Below are 25,028 nucleotides of genomic sequence, written 5' to 3'. Positions count from 1 at the left end.
TCGCCGAGCGCAGCATGGGATTGGGGCTGCGCGCGCTGAACCGCCTCGCCGGATCGGAGGTCGTCGACAAGCTCGGCGTCCGCAAGCCGGCCGAGCGCGCGCTGTACCGCGCGACGCGGGACGGCTTCAAGGTCGTGGGCCGCACCGGCCGCACGTTCGCCGCGGCGCAGCGCCTCGGGCGCCCCGCGCGGCCGCGGCCGGTGGGGTCCGGTTCCGGGCTCTTCGACCTGACGCCCGACGACGAGCAGCAGATGCTCATGGAAGCGTGGCGTGACTTCGCCAAGGAGCGCCTGCGCCCCGCCGCGGGCCCCGCCGAGAAGGGCGAGGGCAACAAGGAGATCTTCGCCGAGGCCAGCGAGCTGGGCTTGACGATGCTCGGCGTGCCCGAGGAGCTGGGCGGCGCGATCAGCGAGCGCTCCGCGGTCACCGCGGTGCTCGCCGCCGAAGCGCTGTCGCACGGCGACGCGGGCCTCACGGTCGGCGCGCTGGCGCCCGCGGGCGTCGCCACGGCGCTGGCGCTGTGGGGCGACGCCGACCAGCAGGCGACCTACCTGCCTGCGCTCGTCGGCGAGGACGTGCCCGCCGCGGCGGTCGCGGTCGCCGAGCCGCGCGCGCTGTTTGACCCGGTCAAGCGCCTGGAGACGGTGGCGCGCCCGCAGGCGGGCGGCTTCGTGATCTCCGGCGAGAAGGCATTGGTCCCGCGCGCGAGCGAGGCCGAGCTGTTGCTGGTCGCCGCGCGCATCGAAGGCCGCGGCACCGCCGGGCTGTTTCTGATCGAGCCGTCCAACGGCGGCGTCCTGGTCAAGGACGAGCCGGCGATGGGCCTGCGCGGCGCTCAGCTTGGGCGCCTCGTGCTCCAGGACGCGCCGGTCGGTCGCGGCGCGCTGTTGGCTGAGGGCGACCCGAAGGTCTTCGCCGAGCTGATCGCACGGTCCCGGCTGGCGTGGGCGGCGGTCGCCGCGGGCGTCAGCAAGGCCGTCCTGGACTACGTGATCCCGTACTCGAACGAGCGGATCGCGTTCGGCGAGCCGATCAGCCACCGCCAGGCGGTCGCGTTCACGATCTCGAACATCGCGGTCGAGCAGGAGGGCCTGCGGCTGGTGACGCTGAAGGCGGCGTCGCGCGCCGACCAGGACAAGGACTTCGGGCGCGAGGCCGCGCTGGCCCGCTCGCTGGCGCTGCGCCACGGCATGCAGATCGGCTCCGACGGCGTCCAGATCCTGGGCGGCGCGGGCTACATCACCGAGCACCCGGTTGAACGCTGGTACCGCGACCTACGCGCGGCCGGCCTGATGGAAGGCGTCCTGGTCGTCTGATGATCAACCTCGAGACCCCCAAGAAGTTCGGCCCGCTGATCGCCCAGGCGCGACAGGTCGCCGACGAGGTCTTCCGGCCGATCTCGCGTCGGTACGACCGCGAGGAGCACGCGCGGCCCAAGGAACTCGACATGCTCGCGGCGCTCGTCGACGGCATGAACGACGGCTCCGACATGGGCGGCGCGGGCGCCGCCGGCGTCCGGCGCTCCAAGAACGGCGACGGGCCGCAAGGCAATCGCAATGGGTCGAACCTGTCGACCGCGTTGTCGATCATCGAGCTCTGCCGCGGCGACGTCGGCTTGTTGTTGTCCATGCCCCGCCAGGGCCTGGGCAACAGCGCGATCGCGTCGGTCGCCGACGACGAGCAGCTGGAGCGCTTCGCCGGCCAGTGGGCGGCGATGGCGATCACGGAGCCCGAGGCGGGGTCTGACTCCGCCGCGATCCGCACCACCGCGGTGCGCGATGGCGACGAGTACATCTTGAACGGCGAGAAGATCTACGTCACGGCCGGAGAGCGCGCCGACCTGGTCGTCGTCTGGGCCACGTTGGACCGCGCCAAAGGCCGCGGCGCGATCAAGTCGTTCGTGGTGGAGCGTTCGAACCCGGGGCTGAAGCTCGACCGGCTGGAGCACAAGCTCGGTATTCGTGCGTCGGACACCGCGGCGTTCACGCTGCAGGACTGCCGCGTGCCGAAGGAGAACCTGCTCGGCCCGCCGGAGATCGCGGAGTCCACGGGCGGCTTCGCGGGCGCGATGCAGACGTTCGACAACACGCGCCCGCTGGTGGCGGCGATGGCGGTCGGCCTGACGCGCGCGTGCCTGGAGGAGACGCGGACGCTGCTCAAGGACGCGGGCGTCGAGCCGGACTGGGATGCGCCGGAGGCCACGCAGGTCGCGGCCGCTGCCGAGTTCCTGCAGATGGACGCCGACTACGAGGCCGCGTACCTGCTGACGTTGCAGGCCGCGTGGATGGCCGACAACGGCAAGCCGAACTCACTTCAGGCGTCGCTGGCGAAGGCCAAGGCGGGGCGGACGTGCGTGGACGTCGCGCTGCGCTGCGTGGCGCTGGCGGGCACGCTCGGCTACGGCGAGTCGATGCTGCTGGAGAAGTGGGCGCGCGACGCGAAGATCCTGGACATCTTCGAGGGCACCCAGCAGATCCAGCTGCTGATCATCGCCCGGCAGCTCCTGGGGCTGTCGTCCGCGCAGCTTCGTTGAGCGCTATTTAAGTCTCCGTTCGTTCAGAACGGCAGGGCGGGCGCCGATCACATTGTCGTGCGCCCGCCCGCACCCACCTCGAGTCGTCCGTCCTGGATCTGCCGCGATCAGCCTGAGCGCGAGCGGTTCCTCGACATGCACGCGCGCATCCTGCCCGCCCATCAGCGGGTGCTGGCGCTGATCGCGCTGCTGCTGGCGCCGACGATCCCGTTCGACAGCATGTACGCGCCGATCCCGCTGGTCTTCGCGGTGCTCGGCTACGCCTGGGCGCAGCACAACGCGACACGCTTCGAGCGGCCCGAGCTGCTGATCGCCGGCGGGCTGCTGTTCGGGCAGCTGATGCTGGTGACGGCGGTCGTCGTCGACAGCCGGCAGCACACGGTCGGGCTGGCGATCCTCGTCTGGCCGCTGGTCGCCGCGGGCGGCCGCTTCCCGTCGCGCGTGGTCTGGGCGTTCACGGCGTTCACGATCGCGCTGATGTGCTTCGCGTCGCTGGCGTTCGAGGGCGCTGTCGTGCTCCACGACCCCATCCTGCTGACGCTGCCGATCGCCACGGTCCTGGCGGTCGTGCTGATGTCGGCGGTGATCCGCGAGAGCGACGCGCAGCACCGCAGCGCCGCGATCCTCGACGGGCTGACCGGGATGCTGAACCGCACCGCGCTGGCCGCGCGGACGCACGAGATCGAGCATCAGTCGACCGTGACGGGCCATCCGGTCGCGGTCGTCGTCGCCGACGTCGACCACTTCAAGGACGTCAACGACACCCACGGGCACGCCACTGGCGATCACGTCCTGCGCGACTTGGCCTACGTGATGCGCAAGGAGCTGCGCGCCTTCGACCTCGCCTACCGCGTCGGCGGCGAGGAGTTCGCCATCATCATGCCCGGCGCCGACGAGCCGACCGCCGCCGCGCTGGCCGAGCGTCTACGCGCCGCGATCGCCTCCGAACCGATCTCCGGCCTCCCGATCACCATGTCCTTCGGCGTCTCCGCCTCACCTCCGGGCGCCTTCGACTGGGACGACGCCTACCTCCGCGCCGACGCCGCGCTCTACCGCGCCAAGCAGGACGGCCGCGACGCGGTCCGCTGCGCGTCGCACGTCGCACCGGTCGCGCTGGCTGCCGCGGCCTGATCCGCCGCGCGCTGCGCGATGATCCTCAGCGTTCATGTACGACCAGCGCACCGTATACGGGCCGTTCCACCGTCTTGAGGCTCCGACCGGTCAGGACACCAAGACCCTGGTCAAGCAGGTTTTGAGCGGCGAGCTGTGGGGCTATCCGCCTCTTAGCGGAGGCGACCCTCGCGTCAAGGCCTACCGCAACGCGCTGCCGGAAGGCGAAAGCGGCTTCGAGTTCTGGGCCTTCGCAGAGCCTGATAACTGGGGTCGGCGTGTCTTCTGGCGCACTGCCAATCCGTTTGTGGAGATTGACACCAACGAGGAAGTCGTCAAGCTGAAGCTAGCCTTTGTGAAGATCACACAGGATCTCCACCCATGAGCGACACGATCACCTGGCTTTCCGGCGTCTCCCACCTCGACGCCAACCCGGCCGCCACGGTCGCCTTGGACCGCGCGCGTTGGGAAGCGCTGGGGGCGACGTTCGTCGAAGTCGACGATGGCGATGATGAGACGCCTGGGTTGGCGGTCGGACAAGTTGATGGCATCGACTTCGGGGTTCTCGACTACGGTGAAGGCGAGACGTACCTGCTCGTGCCTGGCAGCGACCTCGCGCCCGAGATGACCGTCGCGGTCCTGAGAGGTCTGGAGGCTCACCAAGCTCTCGACGTGAGGGCGGACCTTGTTGATGTTGTCGGAACGACTCGGGTAGCCGCCGCCGATGCCGGCTTGGCAGCGCGGCTGGATGAGGTCGAGCGCCGACTCTCGATCCTGGAGCATCCGGCGCATGAGCCCATCTTCGGCGCGGTGGCAGAGGTCGCTGAGATGTACCCGGCGGCGAGCGGGGGCCTGATCCACAACATCGCCCGCACGCCGAAGGAGATGGTGATCTCGGGGCAGCTCCCGTTGGACCTGGGCCGCCTTGGTGCGGGCTTCGACTTTAGTGAGAGGCCCTTCCCCAAGGTCATCACGATCGACGAAGAGCGCTCGTCGCCGACCGTCGTCGTCTCCGACGACGAGATCATCGAGATCCCTCAGGACTGACACCGCCTAGCGGTCCGGCAGCTCCCACTCGTGGTCGCCGAGCGTCACGAGGACGGGCTCGCCGGTGCGGGCGGTGACGGTGAGGTCGATCTTGGGCGTGGTCGTCTGGTAGACGGCGATGGCGACGGAGCGGCCGCCGAGGAGGGCGGCGAGGTCGCGCATGGCGTCGGCGAGCATGTCCATGCCGCCGAGGGTGCCGGTGACCTGGCCGGTCTCGGGTTCGACGTCGAAGGGCGGGAGCTGGCGCAGCTCGATGGCGCCGGAGAGCGCCTCGGCCTCGAGCTCGATCGCGTGGGGGAGGTGCATGATCCGGTCGCCCATGCGGACCTCGACGGGCGCGAGGCGGCCGACGTCGACCAGCGCAGCGGGCGCGCCGTCGGGGAGGTCGACGACGACGGCCACTCGCAGCGCGCCGGAGCGATGGAGGATGTCCCGGAGGGTCTCGACGACCGCGTCGAGCGGTCCGACGGAGGCGACGAGGTCGATCTCCTCGTCGAGGTCGTTGGGTTCTTCGGTCATCGGACTCAGGATGTCACGGCCCTGTGAGAGGATGCTCCGCGGAGGAGCTGGAGCCGTGGACGCCGCCACCGAGACGGAGCACCTGACCCGCCTGTTCGCGATGTCGCCGGACCTGCTGGCGGCCGCGGGCTTCGACGGGCTCTTGAAGCGCTTCAACGACGCTTGGGAGGCACAGCTCGGCTGGACGCGCGCCGACCTGGAGACCAAGCCCTACATGGAGATCGTCCATCCGGACGACCGCTCCGAGACGCTGAACCAGATCACGCGGCTGTCGCAGGGCGAGACGATCGCCGAGTACGTCTGCCGGATGCTCTGCAAGGACGGCTCGGTGCGCTGGGTCGCCTGGAGCGGCGGCCCGGGCGACGAGGCGTTCTACATCGTCGGGCGCGACGTCAGCGATCGGCTGGCGATGGAGCACGAGCTCGCCCAGCGCGCCGAGCGGTTGCAGGGCACCAACGCCGAGCTGCAGGACTTCGCCTACACCGCATCGCACGACCTCTCCGAGCCGCTGCGGATGGTCGCGTCGTTCTTGGGGCTGTTGGACCGCCGCAACGGCGACCAGCTCGACGAGCGCGGCCGCGAGTACCTCGCGCAGGCGACCTCCGGCGCAACGCGGATGCGCCAGCTGATCGACGACCTATTGCTCTACTCGCGGGTCGCCAACGAGGAGCCGCGCCGCGAGCAGGTCGACCTCAAGGCGCTGGTCGAGCGTGTCTTGCAGTTCCTCGGCCCGGCGATCGACGAGAACGGCGCGAAGGTCGCGGTCGGGGAGCTGCCGACGCTGGAAGCCGAGCCCTCGCAGCTCGCCCAGCTGCTTCAGAACCTGATCGGCAACGCCGTGAAGTTCCACGCGCCGGGGGTCGCGCCGACCGTGCGCGTGACCGCGCGCCGGACGATCGGTGGGTGCGTCGTGACGGTCGCTGACGACGGCATCGGGATCCCCGAGGCCGACCAGGAGCGGATCTTCGCGATGTTCACGCGGCTGCACGGGCGCGACGAGTACGCGGGGACGGGGATCGGCTTGGCGATCTGCCGCCGGATCGCGGAGCGGCACGGCGGGCGGATCTACGTGGAGTCCGAGCCTGGGGAGGGCGCGGCGTTCCACACGCTGTTGCCGGATGCGCCGACGGTGTTGTTGTAGAGCTGTTGGGTTTGGGTGCGGGGCGTTGTTGGTGTTTCGCTCATCAAAGGGTGTGAGAGCGGAGTGGCGTGGCGACCGTCTTCGGTGTGGATCGTCGGGGCTGGCGCTTCCGGCGGCGGGGATTTACAGCGCATCAAGACATCAATGCGGGCCTCAAGGGGCGTCCGTCGGCCTCGGGGTTTGAGGGTTCGGGCCCGAAGGAGGCCTGGTTGAGGGTCCGGGTCGTTTTAGCGTCGTATATCGACGCTAAAACGACCCGGACCCCGATTTCGGGGTGCGGGTCGCTCCGAGCTGGCATATGCAGCTCTCAGCGACCCGGATCTCCGAAACCCCGGTCCCTCGAACCCCACCGGTCGAGGGACCGCCGTGGAGGCCGAGTCTGATGTCTTGATGCGCTGTAAATCCCCGCCCGCTGGCAGCGCCCCCAGCGACGATCCACACCGCAGGCGGTGGCCACGCCTCAACGGCCTCACGCCCTTCGGTGCCCTACGCCTGAAGCGCCACCAACCTCAGAAGCGCGCCGACCGCAGCCACGCCGCCGTCGCCTCCGCCCACACCCCGCCGATCGCCTCGACGGCAGCAGCTGCGGCGCCAACGTCGTACTCAACACGGTGGAGATCCAACGCGTCGTCCTCGAGCGTCGCATAGGCCGCCCTCACGTCCCCGTCCCACGGTAGCCCGACCGACCCCGGGTTGACCAGCTCGACGCCGCCCGCCGAGCGGCGAGCAAACTGCAAGTGCGAGTGCCCGAAGACCACGCGCTCCTGCGCGACGCCGGCCAGGAGCTGGTCGTCGTCCTCGGACGCCTCGGGCCCGAACGGCTCGACGTCGGAGATCGGCGAGGCGTGGACGAACAACGTGTCGTCGATCACCGCCGACGCGGGGAGGGCGAAGAGGTCGGCGATCAAATCCGGGCCCAGCGCAGAGCGGACGAACGCCGCGGCGCTCTGCGGTGCGTCCCAGTCCGGGACCGCGTCCGCTTCGACGTTCCAGCGCTCCCAGTTGCCCCGCAGCCACACGGCCTCGTCGCCCAGCTCGGCTCGCAGCAGCTCCACGCACTCCACCGGCCACGCCCCGAACACGCTGTAGTCCCCGCCGAGCAGCCAGCGGTCCGCGCCGAGCGAGCGCGCGTCCTCGATCACGGCCTCCAAAGCGGGGCGGTTGCCGTGGATGTCGTACAGGATCGCGAGCATGTCGCCATGATGCCGTGCCGATGGAACTGCGCGGATCGCATCTGACCCTCAAGCTCCCCGACCCGGACGACGCCCCGGCGCTCTACGCGCTGGCCTCCGACCCCGAGGTCACCCAGTGGTTCTCGTGGGGGCCGTACACCGACCCCAGCCAGCCGGAAGCCTGGATCGCCGAGCAGCAGGCCAAGCGCGAACAAGGCCTCCAGCTCGACTTCGTCGTCCACGACCGCGAGCACGGCCCGATCGGGGTCACCGGGCTCGCCGAGCTCAGCACCCGCGATCGACGCGCGATGGTCGGCACCTGGTTCGGCCGCGAGCACTGGGGCACCGGCGCCAACGCGGAGTCGAAGGCGTTGATCGCCCACCTCGCGTTCGCGATCTGCGGCTTCGAGCGCATCGGCGCGTACTCCAACCCCGAGAACGTCCGCTCCGCCCGCGCCCTGGAGCGCGTCGGCTTCACGCGCGAGGGCACGCTGCGCGGCTGGCACCGCCACGGCGACGCCCAGCTCGACGTGCACATCTACGGGATGCTGCGCGCCGATTGGGAGGACGGCCCACTGCGCGAGACGCGCGTCACCGCGATCGGGCGCCCGCCCGAGCCGTGGGACTTCAGCGGCGCCGCGGCGGGCTAGTCGCGCCGGGCTTCCCAGCGGAAGCCACGCACCGCGAAGAACAGCCCGACGAGCGTCCAGATGCAGACGACGCACAGCCCCGACGCGTTGTCGCCCAGCGACCGCCCGGTCACCAGCGCCCCGCTCAGGCCGTCGATCAGGTGCACCAGCGGCAGCACCTGCGCCAAGTGCAATAGGAACTGCGGCGCGTCGTTGACGTCGTAGAAGACGCCGGAGATGAAGATCACCGGCAAGAACACGATGTTGCTGTACGCCGCCGCCGCGTCGTAGTTGGGGATGACGTGCGACCACGCCACGCCCAGCGACGCCAGGCAGACGACGCCGAAGCCGGTGTAGACCACCAACTCGATCCAGTCCTTCGGCCACCCCGTCCCGAACAGGAGCTTGCCCGCGACGATCACCAGCGTCAGCTGGATCACGGCGTTGGCGACGGCCGAGGCGAAGATCCCCACCAGGTACGAGCCCTCGGGCAGCGGCGTGCCGCGCATCCGCTTCAGCACGCCCTGCTCGCGCAAGAACACCAAGTTCATCGTCAGCGACGAGAACGTCGTCGCCATGATCGACATCCCGGCGATGCCCGGGATCAACACGTTCAAGTCATGTTGGTTGCCGCTGAAGATCGCGCCGAACAACGCGAGGAACAGCAGCGGCAGCAGGAAGTTGAAGAACGCCGACGTCGGGTTGCGCCAGAACATCTTGCGCTCGAGGCGGAACTGGTGGTACGCCATCACGACCGCGTCAGACATCAGCGACCTCCTGCGACTCGGACTCGGACGGCTCGGCCTCGGACTCGTCGGCGACCGGCTCGGTCGTCAGCTCCAGGTACACGTCCTCCAACGACGGCCGCGTCACCGAGAGGTCCACGATCGACTCCCCGCGCGCCAGCGCCGCGCTCGTGAGCTGGTGCAGCAGCGCGGTCGGGTCGTCCACCTGGCGCGACTCGATCGTCCCGCTCTCCGGCGAGCGCCACGCGACCGTGTAGATCGAGGACGACGCGCCCAGCTCGGCGGGCGGGCCCGACGCGACGATCCGGCCCTCCTTGATGATCGCGACGCGGTCGCACAGCGCTTGGGCCTCATCGAGGTAGTGCGTGGTGATCAGGACGGTCTTGCCGAGCTCCTGCAACGAGCGCACCACGTCCCACGCGGCGCGCCGCGCGGCCGGGTCAAAGCCCGTCGTCGGCTCGTCCAGGAAGATCAGCTCGGGGTCGCCGACCAGCGCCAGCCCGAAGTCCAGGCGCCGCATCTGGCCGCCGCTCAGCGTGCGGGCGAGCGCGTCGCGCTTTTCGTCCAGCCCGGCGAGCGACAGGACCTCGTCCACATCGCGCGGATGTGGGTAGAAGCGGGCCCAGTGCGCCAGCGCCTCGCGGACCGTCACATGGCGGTACATGCCCGACGTCTGCAAGACGATCCCGATGCGCTTGCGCAGGTCGCGCAGCCGGCGCTCGGGGTCGTGGCCGAGGACCGAGACGATCCCGCCGTCGCGGTTTCGGTAGCCCTCGAGGATCTCGACGGTCGTCGTCTTGCCGGCGCCATTTGGCCCCAGAAGCCCGAAGACCTCGCCCTGTGCGACCTCGAAGTCGATGCCGCGAACGGCCTGGAATCCGCCGTAGGACTTGCGCAGATCGCGCACCAAGATGGCGGGGACAGTTGCAGCCACCCCTTCATTCAAGCAGTGCCGGCATGAGAAGCTCCCCGTGACCTTGCCCAGGGCGGCCGTGATCGACATCGGCAGCAACACCACGCGGCTGCTCGTGGCCGAGCCTGATCGTGCGCGCCCGGGCGGCGTCGTCGAGGTCGCGGCGCACCGCGCGTTCGTCCGGCTGACGGCTGTCGAGCGCGCCCACGGCATCCCCGCCCACAAGGTCCAGGCGATGTGCGAGGCGGTCGCCGAGCAGTCGCTGCTCGCGCGCGCCCACGACATCGTGGCGCTGCGCGTCGTCGCGACCGCCGCACTGCGCCAGGCACCCGGCCGGGAGCTGCTGCTCACGCAGCTGAGCCAGGCCGCGGGCGTCAAGGTCGAGATCATCAGCGGGGAGGAGGAGGCGCGCCTGGCGTTCAGCGGCGCCACCGCGCCGCTCGCGGGTGACGGCGTCGGCCGCGTCGTCGTCGCCGACGTCGGCGGCGGCTCGACCGAGCTGGCGTGCGGCGCGCCCGGCGAAGCGCCGTCGTGGTGGGCGTCGCTGCCGGTCGGCTCCGGCGTCTTCGCCGAGGATCACTTCACGGCCGACCCGCCGACCGCCGACGAGCTCCAGCGCGCCCGCGCCGACGCCGACGCCGCGATCGCCGCCGCGGGTTGTCCGCAGGCCGACGTCGCGTGGGCGGTCGGCGGCAGCGCGACGTCGCTGCGGCGCCTCTGCGGCGAGCAGCTGACCGCCGACGCGCTGGACGCCGCCCTAGCGCGGGTGACCGTCGCGCCCGCCAACCGGACCGCGATCGACCTCGACCTCCACGTCGAGCGCGTCCGCCTCCTGCCGGCTGGCCTACTGCTGCTCGCCGCCGTCGCCCGCGCGGCCCGCTGTCCGTTGCACGTCGGCTGCGGTGGACTGCGCGAGGGCGTCATCCTCGATTTGCTGGCGCAAGTCGGGTAGACCTAGACGTCTCCCATGGCCAAGGCCCGTGACATCCCCGGACTCGACGGCGCGCACAGCTTTCGCGCGGTCGCGCGCGAGGCGATCTCCGTCCGCTCCGCCGAGGTCTTCGAGCACGCCGCGGGCGTCCTGGACACCGACGACATAGAGCGCGTCCACGACATGCGCGTCGCCACGCGTCGCCTGCGCGCGGTCCTGGAGGTCTTCGCGCCCGCGTTCGACAAGCGCGAGCACAAGGCCGTCTTGAAGGACGTCAAGGCGCTGGCCGACGCGCTCGGCGCGCGCCGCGATCCGGATGTCCAGCTGGCCGCGCTGACCGAGCTCGAAGCGGCGCTGCCCGACGCCGACCGCGCCGGAATCGAGGCCTTCGCCGACCGCATTCGCGCCGAGCAGCGGGACGGCAACGCCACGCTCGCCGCGGCGCTGAAGGTCATGGCCGACCAGGACCTGGAGGGCCGCCTGACGAAGCTCGCGGCCGCGGAGGCGTCGTGAAGGCCCGCAAGGTCAAGGGCATCGACCCCGAAGGCGCCGCCACCGACGAGGTCGCCAAGATCGTCGCGGTCCGGCTCGACGAGTTGTTGTCGTTCATGCCGGCGGCGCGCGATCCCGCCTGCGTCAACACCCTCCACGACCTGCGCATCGCGGCCAAGCGCCTGCGCTACGTCCTGGAGCTGTTCGCCGACGAGTTCGGCCCCTACGCGGTGCGCGCGGCCAAGCTGACCAAGAAGCTCCAGGACGTCGTCGGCGAGATCCACGACTGCGACGTCACGCGCCCGCGCATCCAGCAGCTTGCGCAGGAGCTGCGCGACGAGGACGCCCGGCACGTGCGCGGGCTGGCGCCCGACGACGCCAAGGACCTCGACCCGGCGCTGGCCGCCCAGGCGCCGCACCGCGCCGCCTACCGCGGCCTGACGACGATGGACGTCGCGCTCGCCGCCCGGCGCGACCTGCTCTTCGATCGCTTCCTGAAGCGCTGGGACAAGCTCGAGCGCGAGGACTTCCGCGAGCGGCTGCTCGAAGCGATCACATCTCGTTCACATGTAGATAACGGCCCGCCCACCGCCGAGCCTCTACCGTCGGAGGCACCTTCGCCATGACGCCCGATCCCACGCCGCTCACGCAAGAGTCGATCCGCGCCGTCGAGGCGGTCCCACCATCACCTCCGGTGCAGGAGGACCTCAACGCTCCCGAGTTGTACATCAACCGCGAGCTGTCCTGGGTCGACTTCGACGACCGCGTCATGCAGCTCGCCGAGGACGCCAGTCAGCCGCTCCTGGAGCGTTGCAAGTTCGCCGCGATCTTCAGCTCGAACCTCGACGAGTTCTTCATGATCCGCGTCGCCGGCCTGCACGACCAGGTCGACGCCGGGATCATCGCGCCCAAGCTCGACGGCCGCACGCCGGCGGAGACGATCGACGCGATCCGCGCGAAGGTCGACGCGCTCAACACCCGCCAGTGCCGGACGGTCTCCCACGACCTCTTGCCCGCGCTGGCCGAGCACGGCATCCGGATCGTGTCGGTCGACGACGTCTCCTCTGACGCCCGCCGCGCGCTGGACCATCGCTTCCGCCGCCAGATCTTCCCGGTGCTCACGCCGCTGGCCGTCGGCCTCGGTCGTCCGTTCCCCTACATCTCGAACCTGTCGCTCAGCCTCGCCGTGCTGGTCCGCGACCCGGTCTCGGGCCAGACCACGTTCGCGCGCGTCAAGGTTCCGAAGGAGATGCTCGATCGCTTCACGGCGCTGGAGGACGAGCCGACGACGTTCGTCCCGCTGGAGGAGCTGATCGCCGCCAACCTGGAGTCCCTGTTCCCGGGCATGGAGGTCACCGAGCACGGCGTCTTCCGCGTCACGCGCGACGCGGACTTCGAGATCTCCGACGAGGCCGACGACCTGCTGACCGCGGTCGAGGACGAGCTGCGCCGACGCCGCTTTGGCGAGGTCGTGCGCGTGGAGATCGAGGACGGGATGGCGCCCGCGCTGCGCGAGGCGCTGACCGAGGCGCTTGAGGTCGAGGACCGCCAGGTCTACGAGGTCAGCGGCCTGCTCGACCTCACCGACCTGTGGCAGATCGTCAAGCTCAAGGGCTTCCACGACCTGCGCGACGAGCCGTGGTCGTCGGTCACCCAGCCGCGCCTGCGCCCTGAAGAGCACCACGCCAAGGTGGACATCTTCGCCGCGATGCGCCAGGGCGACATCCTCGTCCACCACCCCTATGACTCGTTCTCGTCATCGGTCGGGCGCTTCGTGGAGCAGGCGGCCAACGACCCCGACGTCCTGGCGATCAAGCTCACGATCTACCGGACCTCCGACGACACGCCGCTGATCCCGGCGCTGATCCGCGCGACGGAGCGCGGCAAGCAGGCGGTCTGCCTGGTGGAGTTGAAGGCGCGCTTTGACGAGCGCGCGAACATCGAGTGGGCGCGCAAGCTGGAGGAGACCGGCGTCCACGTCGTCTACGGCCACCCGGCGCTGAAGACCCACACCAAGTGCATCCTCGTCGTCCGCCGCGAGGGCGACGGCGTGCGCCACTACCTGCACGTCGGCACCGGCAACTACCACCCCAAGACGGCGCGGTTGTACACCGACTTCGGCCTGTTCACGACCGACGAGCGCCTCGGCTCCGACGTCGCCGACATGTTCAACTTCCTCACGGGCTACGCGCGGCCGCGCCGCTACCGTAAGGCCCTCGTCGCGCCGGACCACCTGCGCGACGGGATCGTCGACGAGATCGAGCAGACCGTCGCCGCCCACCGCGAGGGCAAGCCCGCGCGGATCCAGATGAAGATGAACTCCTTGGTGGACCGCACGTGCATCAAGGCGCTCTACCGCGCGTCGCAGGCCGGCGTCCCGATCGAGCTGAACATCCGCGGGATCTGCTGCTTGGTGCCGGGCGTCGAGGGCATCAGCGACAACATCCGCGTGGTGTCGATCGTCGGGCGCTTCCTTGAGCACTCGCGCGTCTACGCGTTCCAGCGCGGCGAGGAGCAGCGCGTGTACATCGGGTCGGCCGACCTGATGCCGCGCAACCTCGACACGCGCGTCGAGCTGCTCGTGCCGGTCGAGGACGAGGTCCTGCGCGACGACCTGCTCGACACGTTGGAGCGCGGGTTCGCCGACGACACGCACTCCTGGGACCTCGGCGCCGACGGCACGTGGACGCGCCGCGTCCACGACGACGGGGTGGATGGACCGGAACCACGCGACCTGCAGCGCGAGCTGATGCTCGGCCACACCGCGCGGGCCGCCGAGCGGGATCCGGCCAGCACGTCCTGACGCGTCGTCCTGACGGCGCAATACGGTCAAGGCGTGGTCCGCTTCGCCCTTGCTGCGGTGGTGAGCGCCGCCCTTGCGGCGGGCGTGTCCGGCTGCGGGACGACCGACTCGCACGCCAACCGCGACGGGCGCACGACGCCGGCCGCGGCGCAGGCGATCGCCCAGGTCGCCAACGGCCCCTCGTCCGGCAACTCCGCGCCGGTGCCGCTGCACGCCTCGCGCGCCGCGGTCCCGGTGCTCATGTACCACGTGATCGCGCCCGCGCCGGCGGGGGCGAAGTACGCCGGCCTGTGGGTCTCGCCGGACGCCCTGCGCGCCCAGGTCGACGCGCTGGCCAAGGCCGGCTACACGGCGGTCACGCTCGACGCCGTCCTCGACGCGTGGGACGGCAAGCCGACGCTGCCGCCCAAGCCGGTCGTGCTCACGTTCGACGACGGCTACCTCAGCCAGGGCAAGGACGCGGGCGCGATCCTCGCGGCGCGCGGCTGGCCGGGCGTGCTCTACCTGGCGTGGCACAACCTCGGCACACCGGGCGGGATCACGCGGTCGCGGATCAAGCAGATGATCGCCGACGGCTGGGAGATCGGCGCCCACACGATCAACCACACCGACCTGACGACGCTCGACGCGGCTGGGCTGCGGCGCGAGGTCGGCGGATCGCGCCAGAAGATCCAGGAGGCGTTCGGCGTCCTCGCCAACGCCTTCTGCTACCCCGCGGGCCGCTTTGACCCGGCCGTCGAGGACGCCGTTCGCGAGGCTGGCTACACGTCGGCGACGACCGAGCTGCCGGGCCGCGCATCACCCGACCAGGATCGCTTCGCGCTGTCGCGCATCCGGGTCGACGCGTCCGACACCGCGGCGTCGGTCCTCGCCAAGGTCAACGCCCGATAGGGTCGGGACCACGATGAGCGGCGACGGCGGCGACGAGGCGCAAAGCCTGGACGAGCGGGTCCACGCGGCGCACATCCGCGTGCCCGCGCGCGGCAACCGCAAGCTCGAGCGCTTGATCGCCGCGGTCAACGCGGACGTCGAGCTGAAGGCGTGGTGGCACGCGGCGGCGATCAACGCCGAGCGCCTCGGCATGTCGGACCACTCGTGGGTCCACATCCAGATCGTCACCAACATCGGCTTGCGCCTTGCGAGGTTGCTGTTCCGCAAGGGGATCGTCCCGTCGATCGTCACCGACCACGGCCTGACCGAGCGCGACGCCGAGGTCGTGATCGCCGCCGCCGCGCTCTTCCATTGCGTCGGCATGTCGATCCACCGCCAGGACCACGAGCAGTTCTCGCTGTTCCTGACCGCCGACAAGCTGCCCAAGCTGCTGGCGCCGATCTACGACGACCCGGAGCGGACGATCCTCGTCGCCGAGGCCTCACACGCGATCATCTCGCACCGCTCCAAGGGCGCGCCGTTCACGATCGAGGGTTCGATCGTGCGCGTCGCCGACGCGCTCGACATGGCCAAGGGCCGTTCGCGCGCCGACAAGCTGCTGCCCACCATCCACTCGGTCTCGTCCGCCTCGATCGAGTCGGTGAAGATCCTGCCGGGCCGCGAGAAGGCGGTGCGGGTCGAGATCGAGATGTCCAACAGCGCCGGGATCTACCAGGTCGACGAAGGCCTGGGCACCAAGCTGCGCGGCACGCCGCTGGCCGAGCACCTGGAGGTCGTCGCGCGCATCGACGCCGAGCACGAGCAGCGGCTCGTCCCCGTCTTCCGACTCTAGGACCCATGAGCAACACGCCCCGCTCCGTCTTCGACCGCCAGCTGCGGCTGATCGCCGCCAACGAGCTCGAAGCCCTCGTGTCGCAGTACCACGACGACGCGCTGCTGCTGCGCGGCGACCGACCCATCTACGGCCGCGACGCGCTGCGCGAGCACTTCGCGGCGCTGCTGGCGAGCGCGCCGGCGATCGAGGTGACATCCGCCGTTGAGGCCCAGGACCTCCTGAGCTACCAGGCGACGGTCACGGTCGGCGAGGAGGAGCCGGCGCGCCAGTACGGCGTGCTCGTGCTGCGCGGCGAGCAGATCGACCGACACGTCACGGGCGCCTTCCCGGTGCTGTCGGGCGGCGGGCGCAAGGGCGGGACGATCACGGTCGACCTGGAGCCCTACACGGCGTGGACGTCGCGCGCGGTGCCCGATCCGCGCAACGCCGGCCGCGAGGCGATCGGCCCGGTGCTGCTGGAGATCGTCGACGCCGAGGGCCCGATCCTGGCCGAGCGCGCCTACCGGCTCTACGTGAAGGCCAGCGGCGGCAAGGCGCTGACCTCGATCGCGCGGGCGCCGCTGTCGGGCGCGACGTTCCGCCTGACCAACGCGGGCGCGATCGAGATGGAAGAGGGCTCCGAGGTGCTGCGGCCGGCGGGCACGCCGGAGGTCCGCGTACGCGAGCTGGGCCCGCGCGCGTTGGACGAGGTTCCGCTGCGCGAGGTCGCCGAGTTGATGCGACGGCTACGGGCGGCGGGGGCGACCGAGCTGCCGCGCGCGGTTCTCGATGCCTATGGGTTGGTGCGCATGACGGCCAAGGCGGAGGACTTCCTCGCGCAGGCCCAGATCGTCGCGGAAGAGGCCTGAAGAGCACCTCTGCACAGGTTCTGAAGTTCTCTCCAAAACTTCACATAGCCTGAGCAATCGTCCGGGCGCGTTGCCGCTCCCATCACCCGATCGGGGGGCCGAGAAGTGGGGCAATGCGATACCTGAACTCTCGGATCTCCAAGGAGACCGAAATCGCGAGCGCTGGCACTGGCCCTGATCTCGACGAGGTCAAGGCGGGGCTGCGTAGCCTTCAGGCTCACTGCCTGACGAACCTTGCGGGTGGTCTGGACGCCATGGCGTCCGGTGACCTCACCGTCTCGGTCATCCCGGTCACGGCGCCGATCGCGCGCCGGCCCGACAACCCGGAGGCGGCCGAGCTGGTCGACCTCTTCAACACGATGCTGGGCACGGCCCAGCGCGCGCTGGAGGGCTACGAGCTCCTCCGCGGCCAGCTGCGCGAGGCGCTGGGCGACCACTCGTCGCTCGGCCCGCTGCAGGAACGGCTGACGTCGCTGAGCGACAACTGCTTGGTCGCGCTGGGCGAAGGCCTGGCCGCGACGACCCGTGGCGACCTGACGCGCGAGGCGCTGCCGGTCACCTCGGCCCTGGCCACCGAGCCGGGCACTGCACTCGGCTCGCTGGGCGAGACGTTCAACACCATGTTGGGCCGGGCGCAGGGCGGCTTGGCCAGTTACAACGAGATGCGCAGCGGGCTGGCGGCGATGATCGGCGAGATCGGCCAGACGGCCGGCACGGTCGCGCAGCACTCGCTGGAGATGTCGTCCACGGCCGAGCAGACCGGCCGCGCGATCCAGGAGATCGCGGAGGCGTCGACCGGCGTCGCGGAGGGCGCCGACCGGCAGATCCGCATGGTCGCCGAGGCCCGCGACATCACCGGCGAGGCGGTCGGGCTGTCGGCGAAGGCCGACGGGGTCGCCCGCGAGGGCGTGGCGCTGACCACCGAGATCGCGGCGATCGCCGAGCAGACCAACCTGTTGGCGTTGAACGCGGCGATCGAGGCCGCCCGCGCCGGCGAGCAGGGCCGCGGCTTCGCGGTCGTGGCTGAAGAGGTCCGCAAGCTGGCGGAGTCGTCGGCCAAGACGGTCGCCGAGACGCGCACGGCGTTCGAGGGCCTGGCGACGTCGATCTCCGAGGTGTCGGACTGCGTCAACCGCATCGCCGCGGCGACCGAGGAGGTCACCGAGGTGGCGATGCAGGCCGGCGACGCGACCGGCCAGGTGTCGGCCGCGGCCGAGGAGTCCTCCGCGTCGACGCAGCAGGTCGCTGCCTCGACGCAGGAGCTGGCGCGCAGCGCGCGCGAGCTCGAGCAGATGGTCGAGCGCTTCGTCGTCTAGAGGACCGCGTCGCCCGTCGTCGCCGCCGCAACGGCGGCGGCGACGGTCCCGGCGTGGATGTCCACCGTGTCGGTGACGTCGGGCGCGTAGCCGCCGGCGAGCGTCATCGCGATCGGGATGGTGTTGGTCTTCGCGTAGGCGAAGACGCGCTCGTCGCGGGCGCGCAGGCCGGGCTTGGTGAGCGCGAGGCGGCCGAGGCGGTCGCCCTCCCACGGGTCGGCGCCGGCGACGTAGAGGATCAGGTCGGGGTCGGGGAAGCGCTGTGCGGTTTGCGCGAGCGCGGCGTCCAGGGCGTTCATGTAGGCGTCGTCGGCGGTCTTGGCCGGCAGCTCGACGTCGAGGTCGGACGCGATCCGGGTGAAGCGCAGGTTGCGCTCGCACTGGATGCTCAACGTGAACGCGTCGGGGTCGGGCGCCAGCAGCTCGGCGGTGCCGTCGCCCTGGTGGACGTCGAGGTCGATCACGAGGATCCGGCGCGCGAGGCCTTCGCGGCGCAGCTCGCGGGTGACGATCGCGAGGTCGTTGAACACGCAGAACCCGCGCGCCGAGGTGCGGCCCGCGTGGTGGGTGCCGCCGCCCAACATGATGCCCACGCCTTGGCCTGCGAGGCCTTGGCCTGCGAGCGCGTCCCGTGCGGCCTGGAGCGTGCCGCCGATCCCCGCCCGCGACCGCGCGATCAGCTCCGGCGACCACGGCAGGCCGAGCACGCGCTCCTCGCGCAGCGTGAGCTGCCCGCGGCGCATGCGGTGCGCGAAGTGCGGGTCGTGCGTGGCCTCGATCGCCCGCCACGCGATCGGCTCGGGCTCGGCGATCGCGATCCCGCTCGCCTCCACGCGCTCGCGCAGCAGCGCGTACTTCGGCAGCGGATAGCGCTGCTTGGTGCCCAACGGGAACAGCAGGCGGCTGTGCGACCAGGCCCTCACGCCTCCACGGTACGTGCCGGGGCGGGCGCGAAGACCACGGCGACCGCGGCCGCCAGGAGCCCGATCGCGCCCGCGGCGGCGAAGGTCGGTCCCGGGCCGCTGGCGTCGATGAGCACGCCTGCCGCAGCGGCGCCGAGCCCGAAGCCGCCGGCCAGCGCGGTCGTGGTCCAGGCGTAGGCCTCGGTCACGGTGCCGGGTAGAGCGACGCTGCTGGTCAGCGCGCTGGTGGCGCCGAAGACGGGCGCGATGAACGCGCCTGCGACGACCAGCAGCGCCGCGAGGACGACGATCGCCGATGCGCCCAGCGCGAGCGCGCCGTGGCTGACCGCCAGCCCGACGAGCACCAGCGACAGGGCCTGCACGCCGCCCGCACGCGCCGCGATCACGCCGCCGATCAGTGACCCAACGCCCCAGAGCGCCAACAGCGGGCCGGTCGCGCCGGGCGCGTGCGCGTCGTGCGTGGCGGCGGCGACCGACACCTCGACGCCCGCGATCAGCACGCCAACGATGCCCATGATCGCCACGACGGTCCGGACGCCGGGGGCGGACAGCGCGCTGCGAGCGCGCGGCGCGTCGGTCGCGGGGTCGTGGACGTGCGGGCGCCACGCACGCGACTCGCGCCGCAGTGCGAACGCGACGGTCCCGGCGGCCAGCACGACGCCGAGCACGGCCATCGAGACGCGCGTGGACGTGAGCGCCGCCAGCGTCAGGAAGCCGAGCGGGCCGGCGATGTAGGTCAGCTCCAGCACCGCGGCCTCCAGCGAGAACGCGGCGCCGATCGCCTCCTCGTCGTGGTCGAGGAGCTCTGGCCAGAGCGTGCGCAGGCACGCGCCGAGCGGTGGCTGCGCGCCGCCGGCGATCGCGGCCAGCGCGGCGATCGCCACGACCGGCGCGGCGTGGGGGAGGAGAGCGAGCGCGATGTAGCCGCCGCCCGCGACCAGCGCGGAGCCGACGAGCACGCCGGTCTGGCCGCGGCGGTCGATGACGCCGCCCAGCAGCGGCGCGGCCAGCGCCATCGTCAACGACGCCGCCGCGGCGACCGCGCCCGCGGCGGCATACGAGCCGGTCAGCGCGTGGGCGTGCACGACAACCAGCACGCCGGCGCCCGCGGTCGGGATCCGGGCGAGGACGTTGAGGACGAGGAGGGAGACGACGCCGGGGCGGCGGAGGACCGAGGACATCGCGGCGCACGATGGCGGTCGGCCTCCATTGTCCGCAACCGATTCGCCTCAGCGCGAATCCTCATCTACTCTGAGGCGCGCCGTGATCGCCTACCGCTTCGGCCACGAGGACCTGCTGCGCACGCGCTTCGCGATCTCGCCGTTGATGGAGATCTCGGGGTCCGTGGAGGCGTTCCGGCAGCCGGAGAAGTTCGTCATCCATGCGCCATGGGTCGCCTGGGCGCGCGAACGGATAACCAGGCTGGAGTGGGACCTGCTCGACGTCGTGATCCCGCCGGATTCGGCTGTGTACCCGGATTTTGTGAACCCGCCGCCGCGTGAGCCTCAGGCTCAACTAGAGGCTGAGCTTCGCAGAGTTCTGGAAACCCCCCACGCGCAGCTGGCCAAAGAGCTGCGGGACGTCTACCCCGGCGGTGTCCCGGAGCGTGGTCGCGTGCTGGTCGACGATCCTGCGCGCGGTCTGGAGCGGCTCGTCGGCCAGATGCGGGCGTGGTGGGACGCGCTGCTGGCGCCGAAGTGGGAGGGGATCCTCGCGATGCTCGACGCGGAGATCGCCCACCGCGGCCGGCGGCTGGCCGACGTCGGCCCGGCGGCCGCGTTTGCGGATCTCAACGACCGGGTGGCGTGGCGCGACGGGTGCGTCGAGGTCGACCGGGCGCCCGGTCGCAAGGAGGTCGACCTGGCCGGGCAAGGGCTCCTGCTCGTCCCCGCCGCCTTCGCGTGGCCCGACGTCTGGCCGATGAACGACCCGCCGTGGCAGCCGTCGATCGTCTACGCGCCGCGCGGGGTCGCCGAGCTGTGGGCGCCGCGTCCAGATGGCACCGACGTCGCGCTCGCCGACTTGCTCGGCGCCCGCCGCGCCGCGGTCCTGCTCGCGCTGGACCGCCCGGTCGCCACCACCGAGCTGGCGGTGCGCCTGGCCGCCAGCCCGGCCGGCGTCTCGGCGCACCTCAAGGTGCTGGAGCGCGCCGGCCTGGTCGGCGGCCGCCGCGCAGGGCGCCACGTGCTCTACGGGCGCACCCGCGCGGGCGACCTGCTGATCCGCGCGGCCTCTACGCGCTGAAGAACTGCCCGTGGAACCCGAACGGGATGTGGTGCGGCGCCCGCGCGCGGGCGACCTCGGTGAACGACTGCGCGTCGAGCACCAGCAGGAACGACGTCCCCGCGTCCGTGTCCAGGACGACCGACAGCACGACGCCGTCGTCCTCTTCCGTGGCGCCCGGCCGCGGCACGAAGACCGGCTCGCCCGCCCAGGCGCCCGGCTCGTCCCAGACCTGGTGCGAACCGTCGCTCACATCGACCTTCACCAAGCGCTTCAGGAACGCCGCGTCGCCCGTCGAGCCGCCGTAGACGTAGCGGTAGGGCTTGCCGTTGTTGGCGCGGTAGTTGATCCGCGGCAGCTCGAGGTCGACGTCGGCCAGCGCGCGCGTGTCCACGCCGCCGTCGACGCCCAGCGTCAGCCGCAGCGGCCGCGCCTGCGGGCCGTAGGCGTCCGCGTTGGTGCGCAGGCGGTCCAGCTCCAGCAGCCCGATGATCGACGCGTCGTCGTAGGCGCACAGGTCGACGACCAGCGCGTCGCCGTCCTCGTAGGCGTTGATGGTGTGGAAGACGAAGAACGCGTCGGTCTTCCACGAGCGCGCCAGGGCGCCGGTCTTGCGGTCGAAGGCGTGGATCCGCATGCCCAGCTCGGGCTTCCACACGTAGTTGTTGATGAACGACTTCGCGCCGAGCGCGAGCTTCAGCGGGTTGACGACCAGCGGGTTCTCCAGCAGCACGACGTAGCGCTCGGTCAGCGCGAAGGAGTGCATGTAGGACGGCTCGCGGACCGCCATCGTCGCCAGCGTGCGGGACTCGGTCGCCGTGGCCCGCGCGTAGATCTTGTACACCGACTTGCGCCCGAGGTGCGCGGCGAAGTTGATCAGCTCGCCATGCTCGGGATCGTGGTGGGGGTGGGCCGTGGAGATCTGCCCGTACTTCTTGGCGCCCTCGTCGTGGCCGAGCGTCTCCAGCGTCTCGGGGTCGAAGCGGACCGGGATCGGCGTCTCGGTCATCGCGATGTACTCGTCGCCGACGCGCGACAGGTTGACGTTGGCGTTGTCGGTGATGTCCTGGTTGAAGACCGACTGCACGCGCTGGAACAGCGAGCGGCACGGGTCGGTCGCAAAGCCGTTGATCGACGTGCCGCCGGACGCGAGCGCCTCGCGCCGCGCGTTGGTGTCCAGGAACCGCGACCCGTAGGAGACGCTGCCGTCGCCGGAGAAGCCGAAGCGGTTGAGCATCGCCATGCCGTCGAACCAGTGCGAGACCGAGCGCTTCTCGAAGTCCATCTGCGCGGGCGTGACCCGCACGAGGCCGCCGTGCAGCCACGTCGGCACCTCGCCGGACACCGCCAGGGCGTCGACGTGGACCTCCTCGGTCTGATCGGCGAAGCCGAGCGTGTGCGAGACAGCGGATCCAGCGGCTACGATCGACATGCTCCGAACCGTACCGTCCGAAAGAGACCATTGCAACTCACCCCGACCAGCTACATCGTCCTCGGCCTCCTGGAAGCGGCCGACGGCGAGGCGACGCCCTACGACCTCAAGCAGCTGATGGCCGTGAGCGTCGACAACTTCTGGTCGACCCCGCACGCGCAGGTCTACCGCGAGCCCGAGCGGCTCGCGGCCGGCGGCCTGGTGACCGAGCGTCGCGAGGAGACCGGCCGGCGCCGTCGCTTCTACGCGATCGCCGACGCCGGCCGCGCCGCCCTGACTGCCTGGCGCGAGACCGCGCCCGACGACCTGCCCGAGCTGCGCGATGCGGGCGTCCTGAAGCTCTTCTTCGGCGCCGACCCGGCCACCGTCGCCACCCACCAGATCGCCACCCACGAGGCGAAGCTCGCGGAGTACCGCGAGCTTCGCGACAACATCGCCGGGCACGTGCCGCCCGGCCAGCTTCTCGCCCTCGACGTCGGCATCGCCCACGAGCAGGCGATGATCGACATCTGGACGGCGCGCTGCCTGCCTACCAGTGGACCCCGCGCATGATGTTGGCCATCGCGATCTGCTCGACCGAGGCCTTCTCGTCCGGGTTCGACTCGCCCTTGGCGGCGGCGGAGTCCGGGAAGACCTTGTAGGCCATGTGCAGGATCTGGTCGACGGCCTTCGGCGCAACCGCGTAGAGCACCTCGCCGAAGGTGCCCAGGCGCGTGTTGATCTGCTTGGGCTTGGCGCGGATCGCCTCGCAGATGATGTCCCCGGCCTCGTCGGGCGAGATCGTCGGGAACGAGTCATAGATCTTGGTCGGCGCGATCATCGGCGTCCGGACCAAGGGCATGTGGATGGTCGTGAACGTGATGCCGTCGCCGATGACCTCCGAGGACACGACGCGCGTCCAGGCGTCCAGCGCGGCCTTCGACGCCACGTAGGCGCTGAAGCGCGGGGGCGAGGTCTGCACGCCGATCGACGACACGTTGACGATGTGGCCGAAGCCGCGCTCGCGCATGTGCGGGAGCAACCCCATCGTCAACTTGATCGTGCCGAGGTAGTTCAGCTGGATCGTGCGCTCAAAGTCGTGGAAGCGGTCCTGCGACAGCGCGATCGACCGGCGGATCGAGCGGCCGGCGTTGTTGACCAACATGTCGATCGAGGCGTGATCGGCCAGCAGCCGCGCGACGAGCTCGTCGATCGAGTCGATGGCGGACAGGTCGGCGGAGTAGGCATAGGCGGTGCCGCCCTCGGCCTCGATCGCCTTCTTGGCCTCCTCCAGCTTGTCCATCGAGCGCGCGATGAGGATCGGGATCCCGCCGGCCTTGGCGATCTTCATCGCCGCCGACAGGCCGATCCCCGACGACGCCCCGGTGATGACCACCGTCTTGCCGTTGACGGAGTGCTCGAAGGACCGGTCCTTGTAGAGGTCCGGGTCCAGCGTGCGCTCCCAGTAGTCCCACAGCAGCGGCGCGTAGGTGTCCAGCTCGGGCACCGCGATGTCGGTGCCCTTCAGCGCGCGCTCGGTGTCGCGCGTGTCGAACTGGCAGGTGAAGCCGACGTGCTCGATGACCTGCGGCGGGATACCGAAGTCCAACAGGATGCTGTCGCGCACGCCCTTCAGCGCGGGCAGCTTCATCACCATCGACAACGTGCCCTTGGGCAGCATGTCGAGCAGCTTCTTGTCGATGCGCATCGCCATGTGCGGCGCGTGGCCGGCGCGGGCGAACGTGTTGAGGATGTCGCCGGAGCGCTGGCCCTTGGGGTGGGCGAGGTGGAAGGCCTGGCCGTCGAGGTCCGGCTCGTGGGCGATGTGGTCCATCGCCTGGGCGACGTAGTCGACCGGGACCACGTTGGTCCAGCCGAGCTCCGGGCCGATCAGCGGCGCCCACTCGGGCAGCCAGCCGCGGATCTTCTGCAAGGCCTTGAAGAAGTAGTAGGGGCCGTCGACCTTGTCCATCACCCCGGTCTGGGAGTGGCCGACGACGACCGCGGGCCGGTACACGCGCCACGGCGTGGTCGCGTCCTCGCGGGCGATCTTCTCCGACTCGAACTTGGTGCGGTGGTAGGGCGAGGGCAGCTTCTGGCCCTCGTCGAACATGTCCTCGCGGAACAGCCCGCGGTGCGCGCCGGCGGCGGCGATCGACGACACGTGGTGCAGCGTGCCGACCTCCAACGCGTTGGCGAGGTCGACCGCGTGGCGGGTGCCCTCGACGTTGAGGCGCTCGTTGCGCTCCTCGTCGGCGGTCATGTCGTAGATCGCCGCGAGGTGGAAGAAGTGCTCGATCTTGCCCTTGTGCTCGGCGACGAAGTCGTCACCGACGCCCAGGCGCGGCTCGCTCAGGTCGCCCGTCACCGGCTTGACACGGTCCTCCGCGCCGTCGGGCCAGCTCGCGATCAGCTCGGCGAGGCGTCCGCGCGAGGTCTCGCGGACCAAGACGTAGATGTCGCCGCTGCGGTTGCGCAGCAGCTCCTCGACAAGATGCCGACCGATGAAGCCGGTCGCTCCGGTCACGAAATACGCCATGCAGAC

25 protein-coding genes are annotated in these 25,028 nt (G+C 70.9%); 17 read left to right on the top strand and 8 right to left on the bottom strand.

What is annotated here, in order from left to right; all coding sequences use genetic code 11:
• Positions 1–14 precede the first annotated feature (14 nt).
• The 5 genes from ACT01A_RS08105 (at position 15) to ACT01A_RS08085 (ending at position 4,690) form a co-directional block, all read left to right on the top strand.
• Entirely contained in the window at positions 15–1,316 is a 1,302-nt protein-coding gene (locus tag ACT01A_RS08105; protein WP_445152808.1) for an acyl-CoA dehydrogenase family protein, read from the top strand.
• Entirely contained in the window at positions 1,316–2,533 is a 1,218-nt protein-coding gene (locus tag ACT01A_RS08100) for an acyl-CoA dehydrogenase family protein (RefSeq protein ID WP_445151737.1), read from the top strand. The genes ACT01A_RS08105 and ACT01A_RS08100 overlap by 1 nt, the downstream gene beginning before the upstream one ends.
• 135 nt (positions 2,534–2,668) lie before the next feature.
• Positions 2,669–3,664 carry a GGDEF domain-containing protein gene (locus tag ACT01A_RS08095; protein WP_445151736.1) on the top strand — a complete coding sequence of 332 codons (996 nt, stop codon included), beginning with the start codon at positions 2,669–2,671 and terminating at the stop codon, positions 3,662–3,664.
• A gap of 34 nt (positions 3,665–3,698) precedes the next feature.
• Positions 3,699–4,028: a hypothetical protein gene (locus ACT01A_RS08090; RefSeq protein ID WP_445151735.1), complete on the top strand. Its 330-nt coding sequence runs from the start codon at positions 3,699–3,701 to the stop codon at positions 4,026–4,028.
• Positions 4,025–4,690, top strand: a complete 666-nt coding sequence (locus ACT01A_RS08085; protein WP_445151734.1) for a hypothetical protein — start codon at positions 4,025–4,027, stop codon at positions 4,688–4,690. The genes ACT01A_RS08090 and ACT01A_RS08085 overlap by 4 nt, the downstream gene beginning before the upstream one ends.
• 6 nt (positions 4,691–4,696) lie before the next feature.
• Here the strand turns inward: ACT01A_RS08085 and ACT01A_RS08080 are convergent, their stop codons facing one another.
• Positions 4,697–5,209: a hypothetical protein gene (locus tag ACT01A_RS08080; protein ID WP_445151733.1), complete on the bottom strand. Its 513-nt coding sequence runs from the start codon at positions 5,207–5,209 to the stop codon at positions 4,697–4,699.
• Positions 5,210–5,264: 55 nt separating this feature from the next.
• Between ACT01A_RS08080 and ACT01A_RS08075 the strand changes: the two genes are divergently transcribed.
• The gene (locus ACT01A_RS08075) at positions 5,265–6,350 is read left to right on the top strand and encodes a sensor histidine kinase (RefSeq protein ID WP_445151732.1); all 1,086 of its coding nucleotides are present in this window, start codon (positions 5,265–5,267) and stop codon (positions 6,348–6,350) included.
• A 509-nt stretch (positions 6,351–6,859) separates the two neighbouring features.
• Here ACT01A_RS08075 and ACT01A_RS08070 read toward each other — a convergent pair.
• Positions 6,860–7,543, bottom strand: a complete 684-nt coding sequence (locus tag ACT01A_RS08070) for a metallophosphoesterase family protein (protein ID WP_445151731.1) — start codon at positions 7,541–7,543, stop codon at positions 6,860–6,862.
• A 20-nt stretch (positions 7,544–7,563) separates the two neighbouring features.
• Here ACT01A_RS08070 and ACT01A_RS08065 point away from each other — a divergent pair, with 20 nt between their 5' ends.
• Positions 7,564–8,172 carry a GNAT family N-acetyltransferase gene (locus tag ACT01A_RS08065; RefSeq protein WP_445151730.1) on the top strand — a complete coding sequence of 203 codons (609 nt, stop codon included), beginning with the start codon at positions 7,564–7,566 and terminating at the stop codon, positions 8,170–8,172.
• On the opposite strand, the gene ACT01A_RS08060 is transcribed toward ACT01A_RS08065, so the two are convergent.
• Both ACT01A_RS08060 and ACT01A_RS08055 read right to left on the bottom strand, forming a co-directional pair.
• Entirely contained in the window at positions 8,169–8,918 is a 750-nt protein-coding gene (locus tag ACT01A_RS08060) for an ABC transporter permease (RefSeq protein ID WP_445151729.1), read from the bottom strand. The two genes, ACT01A_RS08065 and ACT01A_RS08060, sit on opposite strands and share 4 nt — an antisense overlap.
• Complete coding sequence (locus ACT01A_RS08055) at positions 8,911–9,831, bottom strand: ABC transporter ATP-binding protein (RefSeq protein WP_445151728.1); 921 nt, start codon at positions 9,829–9,831, stop codon at positions 8,911–8,913. The genes ACT01A_RS08060 and ACT01A_RS08055 overlap by 8 nt, the downstream gene beginning before the upstream one ends.
• Before the next feature lie 37 nt (positions 9,832–9,868).
• On the opposite strand from ACT01A_RS08055, the gene ACT01A_RS08050 reads away from it, so the two are divergent.
• The 8 genes from ACT01A_RS08050 to ACT01A_RS08015 all read left to right on the top strand — a co-directional run bounded on the left by ACT01A_RS08050 (position 9,869) and on the right by ACT01A_RS08015 (position 17,926).
• A complete protein-coding gene (locus ACT01A_RS08050) occupies positions 9,869–10,762 on the top strand; it encodes a Ppx/GppA phosphatase family protein (RefSeq protein WP_445151727.1) in 894 nt (297 codons plus the stop codon).
• A 15-nt stretch (positions 10,763–10,777) separates the two neighbouring features.
• The gene (locus ACT01A_RS08045) at positions 10,778–11,254 is read left to right on the top strand and encodes a CHAD domain-containing protein (protein ID WP_445151726.1); all 477 of its coding nucleotides are present in this window, start codon (positions 10,778–10,780) and stop codon (positions 11,252–11,254) included.
• On the top strand, positions 11,251–11,859 hold the full coding sequence (locus tag ACT01A_RS08040) for a CHAD domain-containing protein (protein ID WP_445151725.1): 609 nt from the start codon (positions 11,251–11,253) through the stop codon (positions 11,857–11,859). The genes ACT01A_RS08045 and ACT01A_RS08040 overlap by 4 nt, the downstream gene beginning before the upstream one ends.
• The gene (gene ppk1, locus ACT01A_RS08035; protein ID WP_445151724.1) at positions 11,856–14,036 is read left to right on the top strand and encodes a polyphosphate kinase 1; all 2,181 of its coding nucleotides are present in this window, start codon (positions 11,856–11,858) and stop codon (positions 14,034–14,036) included. The genes ACT01A_RS08040 and ppk1 overlap by 4 nt, the downstream gene beginning before the upstream one ends.
• A gap of 33 nt (positions 14,037–14,069) precedes the next feature.
• Complete coding sequence (locus ACT01A_RS08030) at positions 14,070–14,927, top strand: polysaccharide deacetylase family protein (protein WP_445151723.1); 858 nt, start codon at positions 14,070–14,072, stop codon at positions 14,925–14,927.
• Between the two features lie 13 nt (positions 14,928–14,940).
• Positions 14,941–15,759, top strand: coding sequence for an HD domain-containing protein (locus ACT01A_RS08025; protein ID WP_445151722.1), 819 nt, complete (start codon positions 14,941–14,943; stop codon positions 15,757–15,759).
• Positions 15,760–15,764: 5 nt separating this feature from the next.
• Positions 15,765–16,610, top strand: coding sequence for a nuclear transport factor 2 family protein (locus ACT01A_RS08020; RefSeq protein WP_445151721.1), 846 nt, complete (start codon positions 15,765–15,767; stop codon positions 16,608–16,610).
• Positions 16,611–16,723: 113 nt separating this feature from the next.
• Positions 16,724–17,926 carry a methyl-accepting chemotaxis protein gene (locus ACT01A_RS08015; RefSeq protein ID WP_445151720.1) on the top strand — a complete coding sequence of 401 codons (1,203 nt, stop codon included), beginning with the start codon at positions 16,724–16,726 and terminating at the stop codon, positions 17,924–17,926.
• On the opposite strand, the gene ACT01A_RS08010 is transcribed toward ACT01A_RS08015, so the two are convergent.
• Together ACT01A_RS08010 and ACT01A_RS08005 are read right to left on the bottom strand one after the other, a co-directional pair.
• Positions 17,923–18,849, bottom strand: a complete 927-nt coding sequence (locus ACT01A_RS08010) for a histone deacetylase family protein (RefSeq protein ID WP_445151719.1) — start codon at positions 18,847–18,849, stop codon at positions 17,923–17,925. The genes ACT01A_RS08015 and ACT01A_RS08010 overlap by 4 nt on opposite strands.
• Positions 18,846–20,030 (bottom strand): MFS transporter, encoded by a 1,185-nt coding sequence (locus ACT01A_RS08005; RefSeq protein ID WP_445151718.1) that lies wholly within the window; start codon positions 20,028–20,030, stop codon positions 18,846–18,848. Before ACT01A_RS08005 ends, ACT01A_RS08010 begins: the two co-directional genes overlap by 4 nt.
• Positions 20,031–20,112: 82 nt before the next feature.
• Between ACT01A_RS08005 and ACT01A_RS08000 the strand changes: the two genes are divergently transcribed.
• Entirely contained in the window at positions 20,113–21,093 is a 981-nt protein-coding gene (locus ACT01A_RS08000) for a DUF5937 family protein (protein ID WP_445151717.1), read from the top strand.
• Here ACT01A_RS08000 and ACT01A_RS07995 read toward each other — a convergent pair.
• Positions 21,083–22,504, bottom strand: coding sequence for a carotenoid oxygenase family protein (locus ACT01A_RS07995; RefSeq protein WP_445151716.1), 1,422 nt, complete (start codon positions 22,502–22,504; stop codon positions 21,083–21,085). The two genes, ACT01A_RS08000 and ACT01A_RS07995, sit on opposite strands and share 11 nt — an antisense overlap.
• Before the next feature lie 30 nt (positions 22,505–22,534).
• Here ACT01A_RS07995 and ACT01A_RS07990 point away from each other — a divergent pair, with 30 nt between their 5' ends.
• Entirely contained in the window at positions 22,535–23,056 is a 522-nt protein-coding gene (locus ACT01A_RS07990; RefSeq protein WP_445151715.1) for a PadR family transcriptional regulator, read from the top strand.
• Here the strand turns inward: ACT01A_RS07990 and ACT01A_RS07985 are convergent.
• Complete coding sequence (locus tag ACT01A_RS07985) at positions 23,034–25,022, bottom strand: SDR family oxidoreductase (protein WP_445151714.1); 1,989 nt, start codon at positions 25,020–25,022, stop codon at positions 23,034–23,036. The two genes, ACT01A_RS07990 and ACT01A_RS07985, sit on opposite strands and share 23 nt — an antisense overlap.
• Positions 25,023–25,028 lie beyond the last annotated feature (6 nt).

The sequence above is a fragment of the Baekduia sp. Peel2402 genome (genome assembly GCF_052567285.1).
This window is presented reverse-complemented; position numbering and strand designations above follow the sequence as displayed.